The sequence below is a fragment of the Actinophytocola sp. genome, assembly GCF_009379765.1.
Lineage (GTDB): Bacteria > Actinomycetota > Actinomycetes > Mycobacteriales > Pseudonocardiaceae > Actinophytocola.
Map to the genome: position 1 here is coordinate 1 of NZ_WHTD01000001.1, position 17,481 is coordinate 17,481.

General features: G+C 66.4%; 18 protein-coding genes, 1 tRNA gene and 3 pseudogenes. 12 read left to right on the plus strand and 10 right to left on the minus strand.

All coding sequences use genetic code 11. The annotated features are described in order from the left end of the window. A pseudogene (locus GEV28_RS00005) lies at positions 1 to 180 on the minus strand (cytochrome ubiquinol oxidase subunit I); the annotation flags it as partial. Positions 181 to 444: 264 nt separating this feature from the next. Here GEV28_RS00005 and GEV28_RS00010 point away from each other — a divergent pair. Beyond that, positions 445 to 663, plus strand: a complete 219-nt coding sequence (locus tag GEV28_RS00010) for a hypothetical protein (RefSeq protein WP_291407187.1) — start codon at positions 445 to 447, stop codon at positions 661 to 663. Between the two features lie 9 nt (positions 664 to 672). Here the strand turns inward: GEV28_RS00010 and GEV28_RS00015 are convergent, their stop codons facing one another. Together GEV28_RS00015 and GEV28_RS00020 are read right to left on the minus strand one after the other, a co-directional pair. Then, positions 673 to 1,002 carry a hypothetical protein gene (locus tag GEV28_RS00015; RefSeq protein WP_291407189.1) on the minus strand — a complete coding sequence of 110 codons (330 nt, stop codon included), beginning with the start codon at positions 1,000 to 1,002 and terminating at the stop codon, positions 673 to 675. Between the two features lie 455 nt (positions 1,003 to 1,457). Next, entirely contained in the window at positions 1,458 to 2,045 is a 588-nt protein-coding gene (locus GEV28_RS00020) for a uracil-DNA glycosylase family protein (protein ID WP_291407192.1), read from the minus strand. A gap of 213 nt (positions 2,046 to 2,258) precedes the next feature. Here GEV28_RS00020 and GEV28_RS00025 point away from each other — a divergent pair, with 213 nt between their 5' ends. The 6 genes from GEV28_RS00025 to GEV28_RS00050 are packed head-to-tail and all read left to right on the plus strand — an operon-like array spanning position 2,259 to position 4,845. Beyond that, positions 2,259 to 2,858: a sulfite oxidase-like oxidoreductase gene (locus tag GEV28_RS00025; RefSeq protein WP_291407194.1), complete on the plus strand. Its 600-nt coding sequence runs from the start codon at positions 2,259 to 2,261 to the stop codon at positions 2,856 to 2,858. Positions 2,859 to 2,862: 4 nt separating this feature from the next. Continuing rightward, positions 2,863 to 3,606, plus strand: coding sequence for a ferredoxin reductase (locus GEV28_RS00030; RefSeq protein ID WP_291407196.1), 744 nt, complete (start codon positions 2,863 to 2,865; stop codon positions 3,604 to 3,606). Next, positions 3,603 to 3,929, plus strand: coding sequence for a DUF6510 family protein (locus GEV28_RS00035; protein ID WP_291407197.1), 327 nt, complete (start codon positions 3,603 to 3,605; stop codon positions 3,927 to 3,929). The genes GEV28_RS00030 and GEV28_RS00035 overlap by 4 nt, the downstream gene beginning before the upstream one ends. Further along, complete coding sequence (locus GEV28_RS00040) at positions 3,926 to 4,345, plus strand: DUF5709 domain-containing protein (RefSeq protein WP_291407199.1); 420 nt, start codon at positions 3,926 to 3,928, stop codon at positions 4,343 to 4,345. Before GEV28_RS00035 ends, GEV28_RS00040 begins: the two co-directional genes overlap by 4 nt. A 43-nt stretch (positions 4,346 to 4,388) precedes the next feature. Continuing rightward, positions 4,389 to 4,574, plus strand: a complete 186-nt coding sequence (locus tag GEV28_RS00045) for a hypothetical protein (RefSeq protein ID WP_291407201.1) — start codon at positions 4,389 to 4,391, stop codon at positions 4,572 to 4,574. Positions 4,575 to 4,578: 4 nt separating this feature from the next. Further along, the gene (locus GEV28_RS00050) at positions 4,579 to 4,845 is read left to right on the plus strand and encodes a ferritin-like domain-containing protein (protein WP_291407203.1); all 267 of its coding nucleotides are present in this window, start codon (positions 4,579 to 4,581) and stop codon (positions 4,843 to 4,845) included. 79 nt (positions 4,846 to 4,924) lie between these two features. Here GEV28_RS00050 and GEV28_RS00055 read toward each other — a convergent pair whose 3' ends face one another. After that, positions 4,925 to 5,338, minus strand: coding sequence for a GNAT family N-acetyltransferase (locus GEV28_RS00055; protein ID WP_291407205.1), 414 nt, complete (start codon positions 5,336 to 5,338; stop codon positions 4,925 to 4,927). Positions 5,339 to 5,421: 83 nt separating this feature from the next. Here GEV28_RS00055 and GEV28_RS00060 point away from each other — a divergent pair, with 83 nt between their 5' ends. Further along, entirely contained in the window at positions 5,422 to 5,898 is a 477-nt protein-coding gene (locus GEV28_RS00060) for a TetR family transcriptional regulator C-terminal domain-containing protein (RefSeq protein ID WP_291407207.1), read from the plus strand. Here the strand turns inward: GEV28_RS00060 and GEV28_RS00065 are convergent. Continuing rightward, entirely contained in the window at positions 5,888 to 6,544 is a 657-nt protein-coding gene (locus GEV28_RS00065; RefSeq protein WP_291407209.1) for a TetR/AcrR family transcriptional regulator, read from the minus strand. The two genes, GEV28_RS00060 and GEV28_RS00065, sit on opposite strands and share 11 nt — an antisense overlap. Before the next feature lie 608 nt (positions 6,545 to 7,152). Between GEV28_RS00065 and GEV28_RS00070 the strand changes: the two are divergent. Continuing rightward, a pseudogene (locus GEV28_RS00070) lies at positions 7,153 to 7,326 on the plus strand (IS30 family transposase); the annotation flags it as partial. 3 nt (positions 7,327 to 7,329) lie between these two features. Then, positions 7,330 to 7,479: pseudogene (locus GEV28_RS00075) on the plus strand (IS256 family transposase); the annotation flags it as partial. 411 nt (positions 7,480 to 7,890) lie between these two features. Here the strand turns inward: GEV28_RS00075 and GEV28_RS00080 are convergent. Then, complete coding sequence (locus tag GEV28_RS00080; RefSeq protein ID WP_291407211.1) at positions 7,891 to 8,343, minus strand: hypothetical protein; 453 nt, start codon at positions 8,341 to 8,343, stop codon at positions 7,891 to 7,893. Between the two features lie 462 nt (positions 8,344 to 8,805). Between GEV28_RS00080 and GEV28_RS00085 the strand changes: the two genes are divergently transcribed. Beyond that, positions 8,806 to 8,867 (plus strand) — tRNA-Leu (locus GEV28_RS00085). Here the strand turns inward: GEV28_RS00085 and GEV28_RS42025 are convergent. The 4 genes from GEV28_RS42025 to GEV28_RS00105 all read right to left on the minus strand — a co-directional run bounded on the left by GEV28_RS42025 (position 8,830) and on the right by GEV28_RS00105 (position 13,575). Next, positions 8,830 to 10,050, minus strand: coding sequence for a cation:proton antiporter (locus tag GEV28_RS42025; RefSeq protein ID WP_367114994.1), 1,221 nt, complete (start codon positions 10,048 to 10,050; stop codon positions 8,830 to 8,832). The two genes, GEV28_RS00085 and GEV28_RS42025, sit on opposite strands and share 38 nt — an antisense overlap. A 256-nt stretch (positions 10,051 to 10,306) precedes the next feature. Continuing rightward, on the minus strand, positions 10,307 to 10,501 hold the full coding sequence (locus GEV28_RS00095; RefSeq protein WP_291407213.1) for a ferredoxin: 195 nt from the start codon (positions 10,499 to 10,501) through the stop codon (positions 10,307 to 10,309). 2 nt (positions 10,502 to 10,503) lie between these two features. Next, the gene (locus GEV28_RS00100) at positions 10,504 to 11,751 is read right to left on the minus strand and encodes a cytochrome P450 (protein WP_291407215.1); all 1,248 of its coding nucleotides are present in this window, start codon (positions 11,749 to 11,751) and stop codon (positions 10,504 to 10,506) included. Between the two features lie 12 nt (positions 11,752 to 11,763). Continuing rightward, positions 11,764 to 13,575, minus strand: a complete 1,812-nt coding sequence (locus GEV28_RS00105; RefSeq protein ID WP_291407217.1) for an NAD(P)/FAD-dependent oxidoreductase — start codon at positions 13,573 to 13,575, stop codon at positions 11,764 to 11,766. 575 nt (positions 13,576 to 14,150) lie between these two features. On the opposite strand from GEV28_RS00105, the gene fabD reads away from it, so the two are divergent. Next, positions 14,151 to 17,438, plus strand: a complete 3,288-nt coding sequence (gene fabD, locus GEV28_RS00110) for an ACP S-malonyltransferase (protein ID WP_291407219.1) — start codon at positions 14,151 to 14,153, stop codon at positions 17,436 to 17,438. Positions 17,439 to 17,481 lie beyond the last annotated feature (43 nt).

Below are 17,481 nucleotides of genomic sequence, written 5' to 3' on the forward strand. Positions count from 1 at the left end.
GCGGATGAGCATGGCCATCGCGCCGCCGATCATGAAGAACGCGAACGCCGTGACCAGGTACATCACGCCGATCTTCTTCGGATCGGTCTCCCGGAACAGCTGCAGCAGGTACGAACCCTTGGCAGCCGGACGCGCCGGGTAGGGCCGCGTGGCAATCGGCTTCGGGGCTACCGCCGTCACCGCAACACCTCCAGAGCCGCCCTCCCGAGGGCAACCCAGTTGAAGTGGACTGAATAGTCCGCATTGCACTCGCCGCTGACGCTGATGTCAAATGCGACAGACGGGACAGTCTCGTCTGCGGACGGGGACGAACCAGACTTGGACTACCAGGAGTTGCCTTCGGCCGCGCGTCAGCTGCGGCGCTGTTGACCGAAAGGACGAGGTATTGCGCACGATCGGCCAACGCCGGGCAGGTCTGGGTCGCACGGAACGTACTGTCGCGGCATGTCCGGCGACAGAATCACCCTCTCCTCGGAGTGGGAGTCAGACCACTCGGTCGAAGCGGTCGTTGAAGACGTATTCGCCGCGATCCTCGCGAGACAGGGGCACACCCTCCGCAACGTGCGGCGGCTTGAAGATCTCTACCGGTGGCGCGACGCGGTGGTCGTGGCCGTCGAGGAGCGGGCCCACAGCCCGGAGCGACTGATCGGTCCGGGGGCGTAGCGGGGGCGATCACTGGTACCGGCCGTCGAACCGGCTCTGCCGACCGACCTCGATGAATGACAGGCCGACGACCTTACCGTCTTTCACGATCCAGCGCAGGTCGTAGCAGGCACGGTAGCTCGGCGGCCAGAAGGACCAGAAGCGACCGTCGTCGTCCAGATACCACTCGCCTCGAGTCGGTCGGCCGTGCTCCACATATGTGGTGTCACCACCCGACTCGAAGCGCTGAGTCGCGCCATCGTCGTAGGCAAGGCTTGCCGCCGTCAGCGCCGTGGGGATGTGTTCGACAGCCACCTCGTCGCCATCTTCGACGTGCAGGTCTTCCAGCGATAGAGCCATCTGCTCCTCCTGACATCGGCCCGGCGACGGGCAACCCGGGTCTGATGTAGTGGACTATACAGTCCATACGCAGGCGTGCTGTGCCCGAGGTGCCGGCACGGCCATCGTCTGTCACAGGACGCCCCGCGCGGTTGCCCAGTACGTCGAACTGGACGCCATCTGGGATCTCCGCAGGGCAGAGTCCTCGTTGCGGAGTTGGGGCATTGATCTCGACGACGAGCCCGCCCCCGCCTCCGACGCCTCGTTGGATACCGCCGAACTGACGATCGCCGGACTCGTCGCCACAGGCTGGTCCAACGCGGACATCGCCACCGCGTTGTCGCTGCCACGGGACGTCGTACAGGCAAGCGTGGCGAAAGTCATCGCCGTGACGAGTGCCGGCTCACGGTTCGCCGTCACCCCGGCCAGGATCCACGAACTCACCCGCCGAAACGGTCCTGGGGACACGCACAGCACTAGGCAGTGATCGCCTTGGTGACCAGCGATCGCAATGCGGGGACGACCTCCGCCTCGAACCAGGGGTTCTTGGATTGCCAGCGGAAGTTCAGCGGCGACGGATGCACCAGCGGGATTGTGGACGGCAGGTACTCCGCGTAGGCACGCAGGGTCTCGGTCAGGCTCGGCTTCACCCGATCTCCCAGGTGGTACTTCTGGGCGTATCCGCCCACCAGGATCGTGAGGACGAGGCCCGGTAGCTCACCGAGGATCCGTTCGTGCCACAGGCCTGCGAAGTCCTTGCGCGGCGGAAGATCACCGGAAGTGCCTTTGCCCGGGTAGTAGAAGTCCATCGGGATGATCGCGAACATGTTCGGGTCGTAGAACTGCTCTTCGTCGACGCCAAGCCAGGCACGCAGCTTAACGCCACTGGCGTCGTTCCACGGCTCGCCGCTCTCCTGGGCTTTTCGGCCGGGCGCCTGCCCGATGAGCGCGACCCGGGCAGCCGATGCCACGGAGTAGATCGGTTCGTAGCCGAGGTCGCGGGCCCAGGCGTTGGACTGATGAGCGATGATCTCCGCCCGGATCCGGTCGAGGTTGGTTTGCACGATTCCCCTCCGAGGTGGACCACTCAGTCCAACTCACGCGGCATCTTAGCTGCCGCTGATGCAGGGGTGCCCCCTCGGGAACGCTCAGTACTGGCGCTGAGCCTCTGCCAGGCGAGTACGGTCTGGGACGTTGACGACGCTGATCGCGCACAGCCGAGTTCTGGAATGGACCTTTTCGTTCAGTTATGCTTCGCTTCGACTCAGGAGGTGTCGATGGGTGTCGTCAGCAGGGGGTTTCAGGGGCGCCGGGAGAGTGCCGCTGCGGACCTGCCTCCCGGCCAGTACTTGACCCGGGACTTCCCGGTGCTGCAGGCCGGGCCAACCCCGAGTATTCCCCTCGACGCGTGGCGGTTCAGCATCCGCGCGGAGACCGGGGCGGAGACCACGTGGACATGGCGAGAGCTGATGGCTCTGCCGGCCGAGCAGCCGACCGTGGACATCCACTGCGTGACCAGGTGGTCGAAGTTCGGCACCACCTGGGAGGGCGTCTCGCTCGACACTCTGTTCGAGAAAGTCGAGACAGCCGCCGACTACGCGCTGGTTCGTTCCTATGGCGGCTACACCACGAATCTGCCGTTGGAGGACCTGCTCGACGGCAAGGCGTGGATCGCCTACCGCTACGACGGTGAAGAGTTGGCGGGTGTGCACGGTGGCCCGGCGCGGCTGCTGGTGCCGCATCTCTACTTCTGGAAGTCGGCGAAGTGGGTGACGGGCATCGATCTTCTCCACGACGACGAGCCCGGATTCTGGGAACAGCTCGGCTACCACAACTACGGCGACCCGTGGCGCGAACAGCGCTACACCGGCGACTGAGCCGATGACCGAACCCGCAACAATCGCTCGGCTGCGTCTCGGTTGGCTGGTCGCGACGGCTGCGGAAATCCGGGAGGTGACTCCCACCGCGCGCACGATCGTGTTCGACGTCCCCGGCTGGCCTGGCCACGCCGCGGGACAACATGTCGATGTGAAGCTCACCGCCCCCGACGGGTACAGCGCGCAGCGCAGTTACTCCATCGCCGCCCCGGCCGATGGCGACCGTGTCGAGCTGACCGTGCAGCGGGTGCCTGGTGGTGAGGTCCCCCCCTACCTGGTCGACGAGCTGGCCGTCGGCGACCAACTCGAGTTGCGCGGACCGATCGGCGGTTGGTTCACCTGGCGGGGTACAGAGACGACACCGGTGCTCCTGGTCGCGGGCGGCTCAGGCATCGTTCCGATCATGGCCATGGTCCGGCAACGGGCGCGCGTCACAGATCCGCCACCGTTCACTGTCCTCTACTCCGTGCGCACCCCAGCCGACATCTATTACGACGCCGAGCTCCGGTCCCGTCCCGGTCTGGACGTCACGATCTTGTTCAGCCGGAAAGCGTTCGGCACCAACCGCCCGGCGGGTCGGATCGGCCCGGACGACCTCGCCGCCGCACGTCCGCCCGGAATGGACGCGCGCACCTACATCTGCGGCCCTACCAGCTTCGTCGAGACGGTTTCCGTGCTCCTCCTGGCTCAAGGGCAGAACCCCGGAACCATCCGGACTGAACGCTTCGGACCGAGCGGAGGACGATGATGAGCACGATCTCGGACGGCGACCACATCTATGGCGTAAAGGGCAACCACGTCGGCGACTACATCGACGGCAACGGTGCGGGTGGCCCGTTCAGCGAGGCGCTCGGCATCGACGCCACAACTGTCGTGCTGACCTGCGCGCAGTGCGCCCACGCCAGCCGGTTCGCCGAGACCCGTGTCTACGACGGCGCCGGACTGGTCTCCCGCTGCCCCGAATGCATGTCGATCCTCGCCCGCCTCGTTCGCACGCCCACCGATGCATGGCTGGACCTGCGCGGCGCACGGTCTGTGCGCGTGCCCCTCTCTGCCGGGACCCCGCAGTGAGGGATGACATCGACAACGACTCCGGGCTGCTCGAACCCGACGAGAGCCTCGAGGACCGCGGCGTCGCCGACGTGCTTGACGAGGGCTACTCGCCACCTGAGCGGCCGGTCGCCGTCTTCGACTGGGGCGTCACGGCTCGCGAGGCGTCAGGCCACGAGCCTTTGGCAGGACGGCTCGCCCGAGAGGTTCCGGACATCGCAGCAGTCGATGAAGGCGACGGGATCGGTGACAGCAGCGACACGGACGGCGAACTCTACGACGACGAGGTCGGTGTCGACCGCGCCGGACGCCTTGTCGAAGGCGCCGACGAAGACACCCCGTACGCCTACCTCTACGCGCGCGACATCGGGGTAGACGGGTCCGCGGCCGCCGCCGAGGAGGCCGCAGTGCACGTCGTCCGCGACGACACCGCATGAACAGCCCATGAACGCCGTCACCAACCAAGGAGACCGGCCCTACATGACCAGCACCGCCACCTCGTCACGCCGCAGCGGCGTCGAAGGCCTGCGATTCGTTGGGCCCGAGCGGCTCGCGCGGAACCTCCAATCCGTGCTCGTCGACCTGATCGAACTGCACTTGCAGGGCAAGCATGGTGTCGCTGGCCTCGCGTGCGGTGTCGATCACCTCGTCGAGTTGAATCGCTGAGCGGATGCGCGCTGTACGCGCAGTGCCCGACGGTCGCTCCGACACTGTCACGGCGACGACGACACTGCCGGAGTTTCCCGCCGGTGAGGTGTCCACTTCGGAGGCCGTGTCGCTCGTCACCGACCGTCTGGTCGCGACGGTCGCCACGGTGCGGCAGGTGCACGACGAGGTCGACGCCGACGACCCCGCCAGCGCCGACCTCCTTCACGCGATCATCGACGATCTGGAGAAGTACATCTGGATGATCAGCGCCGAACACCACCAGGCGTGAAGCTCCGCCCAGGGGTCTCGCTAGATCAGTCCCCTGGGTGGTAGTTGTTCGCTATGCGCTCGGCCCGCTGGATCGCCGCTCAGTCTGTGGTCGGCGTAGTCGGACGATCCTGGGAGCTGGGGCGGAACGCCGGCTTGACCAGGTGCCGATGCTGTGCCGGCACCAGCCCCAGCAGCTCCTCGTGTCCTGCGAGGAAGTCGGCGACGAATGGGCACCGGGGGACGACCGAGCGGCCGGCCCGGTGGATGAGGTCGAGCACCGCCGAGGTCATTGCCGTCGCGATGCCGCGCCCGCGCCACGCGGGCTCAGTCACCGTGTGCACGAGGAACGTAGCGCCCTCGTTGTGCCGGTACGTGGTGAACCCGACCAGCTCACCATCGGCCCGCGCCTCGAACCGCGCCGATGCCCGCACGTCGCCGACCTTCATCGTCATGCTGTCAGTTGTTGTCACGGTGACCTCCCCCAGCGAGTCCACCGGTTCCTGCATGTTCATGGGCAGCATTCCTCCACTTTTGAGGACCATGTAGTCCAGAGGTGTCGCGTCTACCGCGACTATCATTGCTTATAGTGGACTATGTGGACCGCTATGGCCAGGACTGCCGCCTTCCTGACGAAGCTCCGACCGCGGAGACCGTTCAAGCCAGAATCGACGACCTGCTGGCGACGCAGGAGCCGCTGCTGAAGTCCGTGGGCTCTGTACGAGACCTCGTCCGGTGGCGGGACGAGGTGGTCCGCCAGGAACGAGAGTGCCACTACGCGGTCTGCACGCTCTGCAGCCTGGCCGAGTTGCTCGTCGATGGTGAGGAGAGCAGGCGGCTGGCCGTCCATGCTGGGTTCACGGCCTGGGAGTCACTGCTGGCGGCGGGGATCACGCGCGCACGGGACAGTGGCGGCCTGTCACCGGACGCCGATCCTGGCAGGCTGGCCAAGGGTCTGATGGCCGCGCTGCAGGGTGGCCTGCTCCTCGCCCGGACGACCCGCGATGTCCGACGGCTCGAGACGGCGCTGGACATGGCCCTCGGCTACGTCCAAGCCCACATGCTCACGGGGTGAGGAACGATTTGACATGGTCGAGCGCCATGTCGAGCGCGACCTCCATAGGAGCGATGTCGCGCGCGGTCTCGGCGAGCAGGTAGCCGCCTTGCAGGGCCGCCATCAGACCGGTGGCGAGCTTCTCGGGATCGGCCTCCCGTTTGAGGACGCCGCCATCCTGCATCCGGCGCAGTCCGGTGGCGAGCAGCCCCTCCCACTCCGCGAACGACTCGGCGAGCGTGGCGCGAGCCTTGTCGTCCTGGTCGGCCAGCTCACTGGCCAACGACCCGAGCCCGCAGCCATACGCGCCGTTCTGGAGCGCATTGCGCTGGACCAGCGCGTCGCGCCAGCGGGTCAGCCCGCGGAAAGACTTCAATCGCTGCAGGTAGCCGCGTTCACGCTCCAGGATCTGTTCCGCGCGCGCTTCCACAACGGCGCGAACCAGCTGCTCCTTGTCCGCGAAGTGGTCGTAGAGCTGGGACTTGCTGGTGTTGCTCGCGGCGCGAACGTCGTCAAGCGTGGTCGCGTTCACGCCCTTCACGTACATCAGTTCGATGGCGGCCGCGACGATGCGCGCGCGGGTGGCGGCGCCACGTGGCGTCAGCCTCCGCATCGCCTGTGCGTTCTCCGGCCTGCTCACGGGCATCAGGCTATCCTGTTTGATCACATACCCACCTCCCGCTGGACCACACGGTCCCTCCGCCACCCCGGCCGGAACAGCAGCAGACATATTGCACCGGTCACCCTCCGCGCCATGACGCGCGGGCCTGAAGCAGGCACATCTGCCGGTGGACGGTGGAAGGCGTTACCAGGCAGGGGGCGACAAGTACCTGCTGACCGTGCCGTGGCCCGGCACAGGAGATGCGCCGACGCGCCGGCGGTTCAGGCCACGCCGAGACCCACCCAGTCGCCACACGAGATCTGATGCAATGCCAGTCCCGACGGCCGACGCCGGCAGCCCACTGGGCAGCGAGGCGCCCGGCCGAGCCGAGGACCGCGGCGGAAACAGATCGAGAGTACCCGCCGCCCCACGGCAGCCTGCGACGGTGAGCCGGGGAAGGAACGCCGATCCCCCGCAAGGACTGTGGAGACGCGATGACGAGACCAGCTGCGTCTGAACGCCCTTGCGCCCGGCACGGCTGTCGTTGCCGGGCACCGCCGTCCGTCACCGACTTGCCGCCGCGACCTACAGGACCACACACAGTCATCCGCGCGGCGGGCGCGGCCGGCGGGCCGGGGAGCCGGACTCGTCGTTGTGGTTCCGGCTTTCCAGTCCAGTACTTCCCCAAGGGAACTGACCTCTCCGGGTACCACCGCGACTACCTCGAATTCGTCGCCAGCGAACTTAATCGACGACCACGGAAACGGCTCGCCTGGCGCACTCCAGCAGAAGCCCTCGACCAGCTACTATCCAACCCACTACCACCGGCTGTTGCCTTGACCGGTTGAACCCGCCCCGCGATGAAGTGTCTGTATCTTGTGACCCGCAGCCTGGACCCCACCGGGACAGGCCGCGCCAGGTGGACGCTGCGGTGGAAGCCCGTGATCAACGCCTTCGCTATCACGTTCGGTGACCGCTGGCCGGCCGCCGAAATCTTCTGATCAACGACGCCGGAAACACCGATCATGGGATAGACCCGTTCTTCTGTGTGCGCGAAGATCACCAAGGATTGGTGTCGCTGATCGTGGTGCACTGAGCAGGAGGAATTCGGGATGGAATTTCCCCCCTTGTGCCGCACTGGCGCTGGCGATCGGGGCGTGATGCGGTCTGCTGTCTCGGGTTCTCGTGCCGGTGCGGTGTGGTGCGCCGCGCGGGAGCCGTGTGGGGTGCACGGGGCGGCTGGGTGGGTGGTCGGGATGGGCGGTTGGCGCGGCGCCAGCGGAGTTCGAGTCGGCGGATGAGGTTGTGTTCGATCTCGGGTGCGACGTGGCTGTAGGTCTCCACCGACCGGTTCGCCAAGTGGTGTGCCTGAGGAACGGCTGACCGGTCGCCTGGCACGTCCCGGGCGTCGCTCAGCCGTGCCGGGGGCGCGTGCGCTGCATGCGGTACGCCAGGGCGGTCGTCACGGCGAGCACGATGATGCCGATCGACTCGACGACAAGCGTCGTCGGGACCAGTTGGCCGTCGAGCTTCTCGGCTATCCCGAAGAGCCCGACGGTCAGCGCGAGCACCAGCGCGAGCAGCGTACCCACGATGAACAACAAGCCGAGGACGCTCGCGAGCGGCAGTAGCCGCCGCGGCGCGGCAAGCATCGCGATCGCCAGGAGCAGCCCGCCGATGGCGTTGAGCACGAACAAGACGCCCAGCACGCCGCCTACCCCGTCGAGGACGAGGTAGAGATGGATCCCGCCCATCGCCAGGAGGGCCAGCGCGCTGAGGATCCGCCAGATGATCGGCAAGAGCAGCCCGCTCGGCCCCGCGTGGATGTAGCTCGAGTTGCCTTCGCCGGCGCTGATGGTTCCCATCGGAAACTCCCTTGGTCGCTTCTTTGGGCTCGATGTTCCCGTCGGGATCTACGCCTTGCTGCATGGAAAGGTTCAACTGCGCACCCGGTCAGCCCGACCTTCACCTACCGGCTGGCACCGATTCACCGTGTTTCTCGGTGTCGTGCGGAGCCGACGGTTGACGCGGTCGAGCACGACCCGACGGCCGCGCCGTCCCAATCGGTCCGAGCCGGAGCGGGTGTCGGACCAACCCCGCGTGGGCGGGGACGGCCACCGCTCCGGGTCGGCACCGCCCTGCCACGCGGGACCGCCCCGCGTGCGCGGGGAGCACATGACCTCTATATGATATATGAAGTTGATCTCGGAAGGACCACCTTCACACCGGGGTTCTGCGCTCTTCTGTTGTATAGCAACGGATTCAGCGGGTCGCCAACCGCCGCCACAGACCACCGCTACCCACAGTCAACAACGGTTACGCGGAAGAGCTCAATGGCAGAGGCAGGCGACCTAAAATCGCTTCAGTGTCGGTTCGAGTCCGGTCGGGGGCACCTGCTTGGTGCGCCATTTGAGGATGAGGCTGGATATCAGGGTGCTGAGCACCGCCATGACCACCAACACGCTGAACAGCAAGCCGGTGAGCAGGCCGAGACTCAGGCCGATGTTCAGCATCACCAACTCGGTGACACCGCGACAGCTCATCATGACGGAAAGATCGACGGAGTCCCGGGTATTCAGCCCGGCCGCGCGGGCGCTGACACCGGTGGCGGCGAATTTCACGACGATGGCGACAACCACGACGAGCACGCAGAAAACCAGTTCGTCGGAGCCACTGGCCGCATTGAAGACCATGCGCAGCCCGATCATCACGAAAAACAACGGCAGCAGCAGCCAGGACAGGGTGGATTTGATCCAGCCGGACAACTCGTGGAGTGTCCTCGACCTCGGCGTGATGATTCCGGCCAGCAGCGCACCGAGGATCATGTGCACGCCAATGGCATCCGCGGCCAGTGCCGCGGCAACCAGCATGGCGAGGCAGGCCAGGACCAGCGCCACCGGGCCGAGCCTGCCATCGTCCGTGGCACGCGCGAGGCGGGCCAGCAACGGCCGCACCACGACCGCCATCAGCACCGCCAGTGCGACAAGCAACAGAACGGTGCGCGCCAACGAGAGCAACGTCCCGCCGCGCGCCAGGATCACTACCACCGCGAGCACCAGCCACGCGGTCACATCGCAGACCGCGGCGCTGCCGAGGCCGATCGTGCCGATCCGGGTGTTGTTCAGCCCGCACTCGTCGAGGACCCTGGCCAACACCGGTAACGCGGTGACGCTCAGTGCCAGGCCGAGGAACAACGCGAACGCACCGGTGGACAACCCTGCCGGGTGGAACACGGCGGGCAGCGCGAACGCCAGCAGGACACCGGCCAGCAGGGGGCCGGCAATGGTGCCGTGTCCGACAATCACCGAGATGGGACCGGATCTGCGGAGTGTCGGCAGCGACAGCTCCAGACCGATGACGAACATGAAGAGGACAACGCCCAGTTGTGCGATCGCGTCCATGAAGCCGAGCGCCTGCGGGGTGAAGATCGCGACCTGCAGGCTCGGCGCGACCGCACCGAGCACGGACGGACCGAGCACGATCCCCGCGGCCATTTCGCCGACCAGGCGTGGTTGACCGAATCGCTGGCACAACAACCCAAGGCCGTGCGCGGCGAGCAGCGCGAGCAGCATCGCCAGTGCGAGCGTGAACACGGAATCGGTTGCCTGCCCACTGTCATGTCCAGGGCCGGGAGCCCGGATGTTGTTCGTGATCACGAGATACACGGCGAGCACGGGAAGCACCACGACGATCAGGTAGACGATGGCCACCCGCAGCGCCCGCCGCGCCGGCACAGACGGGTCAGGATCGAGCTGTTCAGTGACCACGATGATTCTCCCGTTACCCGGATTCCACTGTGGACGGAAGCCATTGTCGACGGGCCGGTGGCTACTCCTCGACGGACAGCGCGCGCGCCGGGCAGAGCTGGATCGCCTGCCGCACGGCGTCCTCGGTTCCTGGCGTCACCTCGTTGACGAGCAGATCCACCAGCCCGTCCTCCTCGGCCTGGTCGAATATCGTTGGTGCGACGAAGAAGCACTGTCCCGCTGAGACACAGATGTCCCGGTCGGCGAGGATCCGCACGGTCAGCTCCTCTGATCGCTCGTGTCCGGGTCCCACGTGACGGGCACGCTGTACACGCCGTAGAGACTGGCGTCGTACTTGAAGGGCAGTTCGTCGACCGATGCGGCGAGTCGCAGGGTCGGCACCCTGGAGAACAGCGTCCTGAACACGATCTCCAGTTCCAGTTTGGCCAGATGCTGGCCGAGGCACTGGTGTGCGCCGTGGCCGAAGGCGACGTGGTGCTTGGCCCCGCGGCGGATGTCGAACCGCTCCGGGTGCGGGTAGACCTCACCGTCCCAGTTCGCCGCGACGGAGACACAGATGACCCCGTCACCCTTGCGCATCACGACGCCGCCGATCTCGATGTCCTCCACGACCGCACGCGACATGTCCGCGATGCCGAAATAGCGCAGCGTCTCGTCGACCGCGTTGCCGATGAGATCGGGTTCTTCGCGGAGCAGCGCCAGCTGGTCGGGATTCTCGAGCAGGGCCAGCGTGCCGAGTGAGATCATGTCCGCGCTCGTGACGTGTCCGGCGATCAGCAGCAACCGGGCCAGGTTCGCGATGTCCTCCCGGGACATGAGCGCCTCGTCGCGGTTCTTCACGATCAGGCGGCCGAGCAGGTCGTCGGTCGGGTCCTTCTCCTTGGCCACGACCAGCTCGCCGAGGTAGGCGACGAGCTCCTGTCCCGCCGCCGCCCTGACCTCCGGGCTGTTGCCGCGGCCGACGATGCGCTGGGAGATCGGCTGGAAGAACTCGCGGTCGGGGTAGGGGATTCCGAGCAGTTCGGAGATCACCAGTGACGGCACCGGCATCGACAGTTCGGTGACCAGGTCCGCGGGACGGCCCGCGGCGAGCAGCGCGTCGACCCGCTGGTCCACGATTTCCTGGATGCCCTGGCGCAGCACCTGCATCCGCTTCACCGTGAACTCCGGCATCAGCATGCGCCGGTGCGCAGGATGCTCGGGCGGGTCCATCGAGATCAGCGACAGGTTCAGCTGCTTGAGCGCACCAGGAGGAACCGGCAGTGTGAGCGGGAATCCCGGCCTGGTGCGATCCGAACTCGTCCGCGAGTCAGTGAGCAGCGCTCGCACCTCTTCGTACCGGGTCACCAGCCACGCGGTCTGACCGGTCGGCAGGGTGACTTGGGAGACCGGCTGCTCGGCCCGCAGCGTCGCGTACTGTGCGGGCGGGTGCATGGGGCACTCGCGTGACATCGGGAATGCCGGCGACTGTTCGGTGGTGGTGTCTGCGACGGTGGGATCGGTCATCGGTGCGCTTCCTCATCCTCGATCAACTGATGGAGACTTCGGGCGGGACCTGAATCCGGTGAACACATGGCGAGCACGGCGCAGTCCGGTGTCCACGACGTCGTACGCCACCGCGTGCCAGATGATCGGCAGCAGGAACGACCCGAATCGAGCGAGCAGCCACGGCAGCCTCGCGGACAGGTCCGGCGACATGAACGCCGGTTCGGTGATCGCCGGCGGCGTGATGTGCGGCCTTCGCAGCACATTCAGGAACGGCAGCCGCCAGATGGCCGGAACCGGAGCGTCCGGCCGCATGACTCCGGTGGCCGGCCGGAGGTGAACGCCGTGCGCGGTACGCCACCGCGCGCGCCGGGACAGTCCGGCGCGGTACCGGTCGAACTTCTCGGCGACGACGAGCGGATCCAGCTTTCCCCACGGGGAACTCTGGGACAGCGAGAAGCTGCGGCTGAGCCGCCGGCGGAGCTCCCGTGCGCGTGGCGACTCGGTCTCGGTGTACCCGCCGGTCTCGTGCAGCCAGGTGGCGACCCGGAACCGGTCGGCGAGGAACGCCCCGAAGATCAGGTAGTCCAGCAGGTGATCGAGGATGAAGAACCGGCTGTCGGACATGGCGGGGCCGTACTTGTACTTGACCATGCCCCGCATGATCTGCCAGTCGGCGAGGGCTGCCCGGTTGACGTGATCGATGTACCCGGTGTCGAGCACCTTGTCCCGCAGGTCGCGTTCGGCGATGTTCGCCGCATGCCACGAATAGACCATGGCCAGCGACATTCCCTGGCTGTAGTACGCGTCGATGATCGAGGCCGCGTCACCGGCGATCGCATAGCGCTTCGCCGAGACATACGTGTCGGTGATGTGCTGGACCTTGCGATACGCACCGAAGTCGAGCATCTCCGCATCGGTCAGGAAGTCGAGCACGGGGTAGCGCTTGATGACCTCCCAGAACGTGTCACGCATGTTGCCGGTGAACTCCGGTCGGTTCCGGTCGAAGCTCACTCCCACGCTGATCCGGTTGCCTGCCAACCGGATGATCCAGATCCAGTAGCCGTTTCCCCACAGGTGCAGGGTGTCCAGGTCGCGGCGGATCGTGCTGCCGTCGGGGAAGTCGAAGTTCCATCGGTCGTCGGATTCGTCGAACGGAGCGCTGAACTGGGCCCATACGGCCGAGGTGGTGAACCCGTCGTCGAGTGGCACGTCGTGGTTCATCTTCTTCACCATGAGCTGTGCCCGGCCGGAACAGTCGATCAGCCAACGCGCGTGAACCGTCCCGGTGCTGGTGTTGTCCCGGGACCGCCAGGTGATCTGATGGTTCGTCGTGTCGTCGCCGAGCTGGATGTCCCGGACGAGCCCGCGGTCGAGAAACGTGATCTTCGGGAAGTCGTCAAGATGCGCACGCAGCTTGGCCTCGATCTCCGGACGCACGATCTGCGCGTCATCGAACATCACCCGCCCGAACTTCTTGGCCGTCATGCTGTCGCGCCAGCGTTGCGGCAGATCCCCCTGGAAGCCGAACTCCGCGACGTTGCGGTCGAACGCCGGCCTCCCCTCCATGCCGTAGGTGAACCACACACCGCGCTTGACGAACGACTCACTGATGGTCTCGTCGAGATCGCAGACCGTCCGCAGGAAGGCGTTGCTGGAACCGAAAAGCGACTCTCCGACCTTGTAGTTGCTCTTCGATCGAGGTGTCAACTCGTCGACGAGGGCGACACTGAAACCACGCTTCGCATACTGGATCGCGTTGTACAGGCCGATGATGCCGGCGCCGACGACGCACACATCGGCGGACAGTGTGGAGCCGGGCATCGTGTCAGGTGCGTGTGTCAAAGTGTCTCACCGTCTGTCTCTGTCCTGCCGCGGAGCGCGGAAACCGGCGACCGGAGATGAGTCACCGGTCGTCTCGTCGTGAAGTCCACCGGGGATGCCAACGGTCCGGTCGGCGGTGCCGTGAGGACGACCGACGGTTCTGTCACGCGGTCGCCGAGGGGATGATCAAGAGCTGGCCGAGGGCGGATAATCGTTGCGCAGGCACAACTCGGTCAGGAGGGAGAGCGTGACATCGCGGTGCCACGGAAGTCAAGAGGGCTCCGGGGTTTGCCGGCGATCACGGGCCTCCGGTGTCGCTCGTGTCCGATCCCCGCAGAGGTCGAAGTGGTGATTCTCCGCCGTCGAAGGTGATGTTGACATCGAGATCTGCCCCGTGTCACACTGCCTCCCGGTCTCGTCTGTGGTTTTCGCACCTGACCGGCGCCTGGGGCGGCGACGTCGAAGAATCATCGAGACACCCAAATCGCCATTCGCGTGCAGTTGGTCGGTGTCCGTTGACCCTCGCATGATCGGCGATGCGGCGGCGCCGACCGCATTCGAAATGACACCGGGCGGAAGACGTAGGGGATCAGCCAGTGAATCCTGCTTTGGTCTTTATGTTTTCCGGACAGGGGTCCCAATATTACGGCATGGGACGCGAACTGTACTCCTCGTCTCCGGTGTTCGCGCGGAAAATGCGATCTCTGAGCGGGTTGTTCGCTGGTTTCGGGCTCCCCGACCTGGTCGCGGAAATCTATCGCGAAGATCGGACGTCGGCGCACGTATTCGACCGTTTCGACCACACTCACCCGGCAATCCTCATGATCGAGCTCTCCCTGGTGGAACTGCTGCGTTCCGAGGGGATCGAGCCGGAATACGTGCTGGGAGCGAGCCTCGGTGAGTTCGCCGCGGCCACCGTGGCCGGCGTCCTGGACGTCGAGGAACTCGCGTACTCGATCGCGGAGCAGGTGCGGCTGGTCGAGCGGCACTGTCCGGAGGGCCGGATGATCTCCGTCCTCGACAGGGTCGACGACTACCGCGTGCAAGGTCGGAGCGGCCAGATGGCCTCGGACCAGGCCGTACCCGGCGAACTCGAGCTGGCCGCGGTCTACTCCGACGAACACTTCGTGCTGTCCGGGTCGCCGGCGGAGGTGGCGCGGCAGGAGAAGATCCTGCGCGGTCGCGGAGTGGTCTGCCAGCGGTTGCCGGTGCGGTATCCGTTCCACTCGCCGCTGATGGACGTCGCGGCCGAGCCGTACGGCGCCGCGCTGTCCGGCCTCTCGATCCGGCAGCCGAGGATCCCGTTCGTTTCCTGTGCGACCGGTGACCGCCTGGATACCGTTCAGCGGCAACATTTCTGGCGCATGGTACGGGACCCGATCGATTTTCGGCAGGCGATTCGCCGTCTCGAGGATTGCGAAGAACCGATGCTGTATCTCGACATCGGTGCGTCGTCGACGATGGCGAACTTCGCCGGCCGCAACGTCCTACCGGGGTCGGGGTCCCGTGCGATGGGGTTGATCGATCCGTTCTTCGGTCGCGGAAAGGAGACCGAGAAGATCCGCGAGTTGCGGAAGCAATTCGGCCGGAACCGAAGGCCGGTGCGGAGCAAACCTAGTGGAGTGCGAATGAAAGCGGTTGTCTTTCCTGGGCAGGGTGCGCATTCACGTGGCATGGGCAGCGGCCTGTTCGAACGATTTCCGGACCTGGTTTCGATCGCCGACCAGATTCTCGGCTATTCGATCGCGGAGCTGTGTTCCGCGGACCCGGATGGCCGGCTCGACAACACCGAGTTCACGCAACCGGCCATCTACGCGGTTTCTGTCCTCGCGTATCTCGCGGCCGCGGAGGACGACCGGCCCGGCGCGGACTACTTCGCCGGACACAGCCTGGGGGAGTACGCGGCACTGTTCGCCGCCGGCGCGTTCGACTTCGGCACCGGCCTGCGCCTGGTGCGGGAGCGCGGAAGACTGATGGGGCAGATGGTGGACGGCGGGATGGCGGCAGTCATCGGGCTCGACGAGGAAGCCGTCCGCCGGCTACTCGACGAACACGGTCTGACCGAGCTGGATGTCGCCAACTACAACGCGCCGGACCAACTGGTGCTGTCGGGACCGCGTGACCTCGTTCGCGAGGCTCGGGAGACCTTCACCGAAGCCGGTGCGCGTGGTTATGTTCCGCTGCGGGTCGGTGGCGCGTTCCACTCGCGCTACATGGAGCCGGCGCGACGCGACTTCGACCGGTTCCTGGAAACCGTGACGTTCGGCTCGCTGTCGGTTCCGGTGATCGCGAACGTCACCGGTCGAGAGTACGACGAGTCCGACATCCGGCGGCTGCTCGGCGAGCAACTGGTGCGCCCGGTGCGCTGGGAACAGAGCGTCCGGCATCTGCTGGCCTCGGGGGTGACCGACTTCGCCGAGGTCGGGCCGGGGTCCGCGCTCACCAAGATGATCGACAACATCAGGCGGGCCGCGCCGGATGTTCCGGTCCAGCCGACTCCCGTTCAACCGGAGTCGAAGACCGGCGGCCTCGACCCGCGATCGCTGGGCAGCAGCACGTTCCGGCAGACCTACCGGACCCGGTACGCGTACGTCTGCGGCTCGATGTACCGCGGGATCGCGTCCACGGATCTCGTCGTCCGCGCCGCGCGTGCCGGGCTGCTCGCCTTCTTCGGCAGCGGCGGTCTCGCGCCGGCGGCGATCGCGTCGGCGATCGACGAGATCCACGCGCGACTCCCTTCCACGGCGCCGGTCGGCGTGAACCTGGTCCACAACCCCACCTTTCCCTCGGCGGAGGACGAGACCGTCGATGTTCTTCTCGCCCGCGGTGTCCGGACGATGGAGGCCTCGGCGTTCATGAACATCACCCCGGCGCTGGTGCGCTACCGGCTCAACGGTCTCACCAAGGGAACCGACGGCGAGGTGCGCATCGCCAACCGGATCCTCGCGAAGGTGTCCCGGCCGGAGGTGGCGGAGAGCTTCCTGTGCCCGCCACCGGACCGGTTGGTGGGCCAGTTGGAACAGCAGGGCGTGGTGACCCCGGAGCAGGCGGCACTGGCCGCGCGGGTTCCGATGGCCGACGATCTGTGCGTCGAGGCGGACTCGGGTGGGCACACGGATCGCGGCAGCCTGCTGGTGCTGTTCCCGACCATGGTGCGGCTGCGCGACCGGATGGTCGACCAGTACGGGTACCCGACCCCGATCGGCGTCGGCGCCGCCGGGGGGATCGGCACGCCGGAGGCGGCCGCGGCCGGTTTCCTGCTCGGAGCCGACTTCGTCCTCACCGGCTCCATCAACCAGTGCACGGTCGAGGCCGGGATGAGCGATCTTGCCAAGGACCTGCTCGCGCAGATCAACGTGCAGGACACCGACTACGCACCCGCAGGAGACATGTTCGAGCTCGGTGCGCAGGTGCAGGTGCTCAAGCGAGGTGTCTTCTTCCCTGCTCGCGCCAGGAAGCTGTACGAGTTGTACCGCAGGCACGAGTCACTGGACGAGATCCCGCAGGACACCAGGAGTCTGATCGAGCGGCGCTACTTCCACCGGACGTTCGACGAGGTCTGGCAGGAGACGAAGGAGTACTTCGCCGATCGCGCGCCGCAGGAGATCGAACAGGCCGAGGACAACCCGAAGTACAAGATGGCCCTGGTGTTCCGCTGGTACTTCGGGCACAGCCAGCGAGCCGCGATGGCGGGCTCGGCCGACTCCAGGGTCGACTTCCAGATTCACTGCGGCCCCGCGCTCGGTTCGTTCAACCAGTGGGTGAAAGGCACCCCGCTGGAGGACTGGCGGCAACGGCACGTCGACGAGATCGGCATCCGGCTCATGGCGGCGACCGCGAACCTGCTGGAGCGGCGACTGAGCATCGTCGGCGGCTCCGCATAGTTCACCCCGTTCCGATCCGGACACTCGAGAACTGGTTGATTTC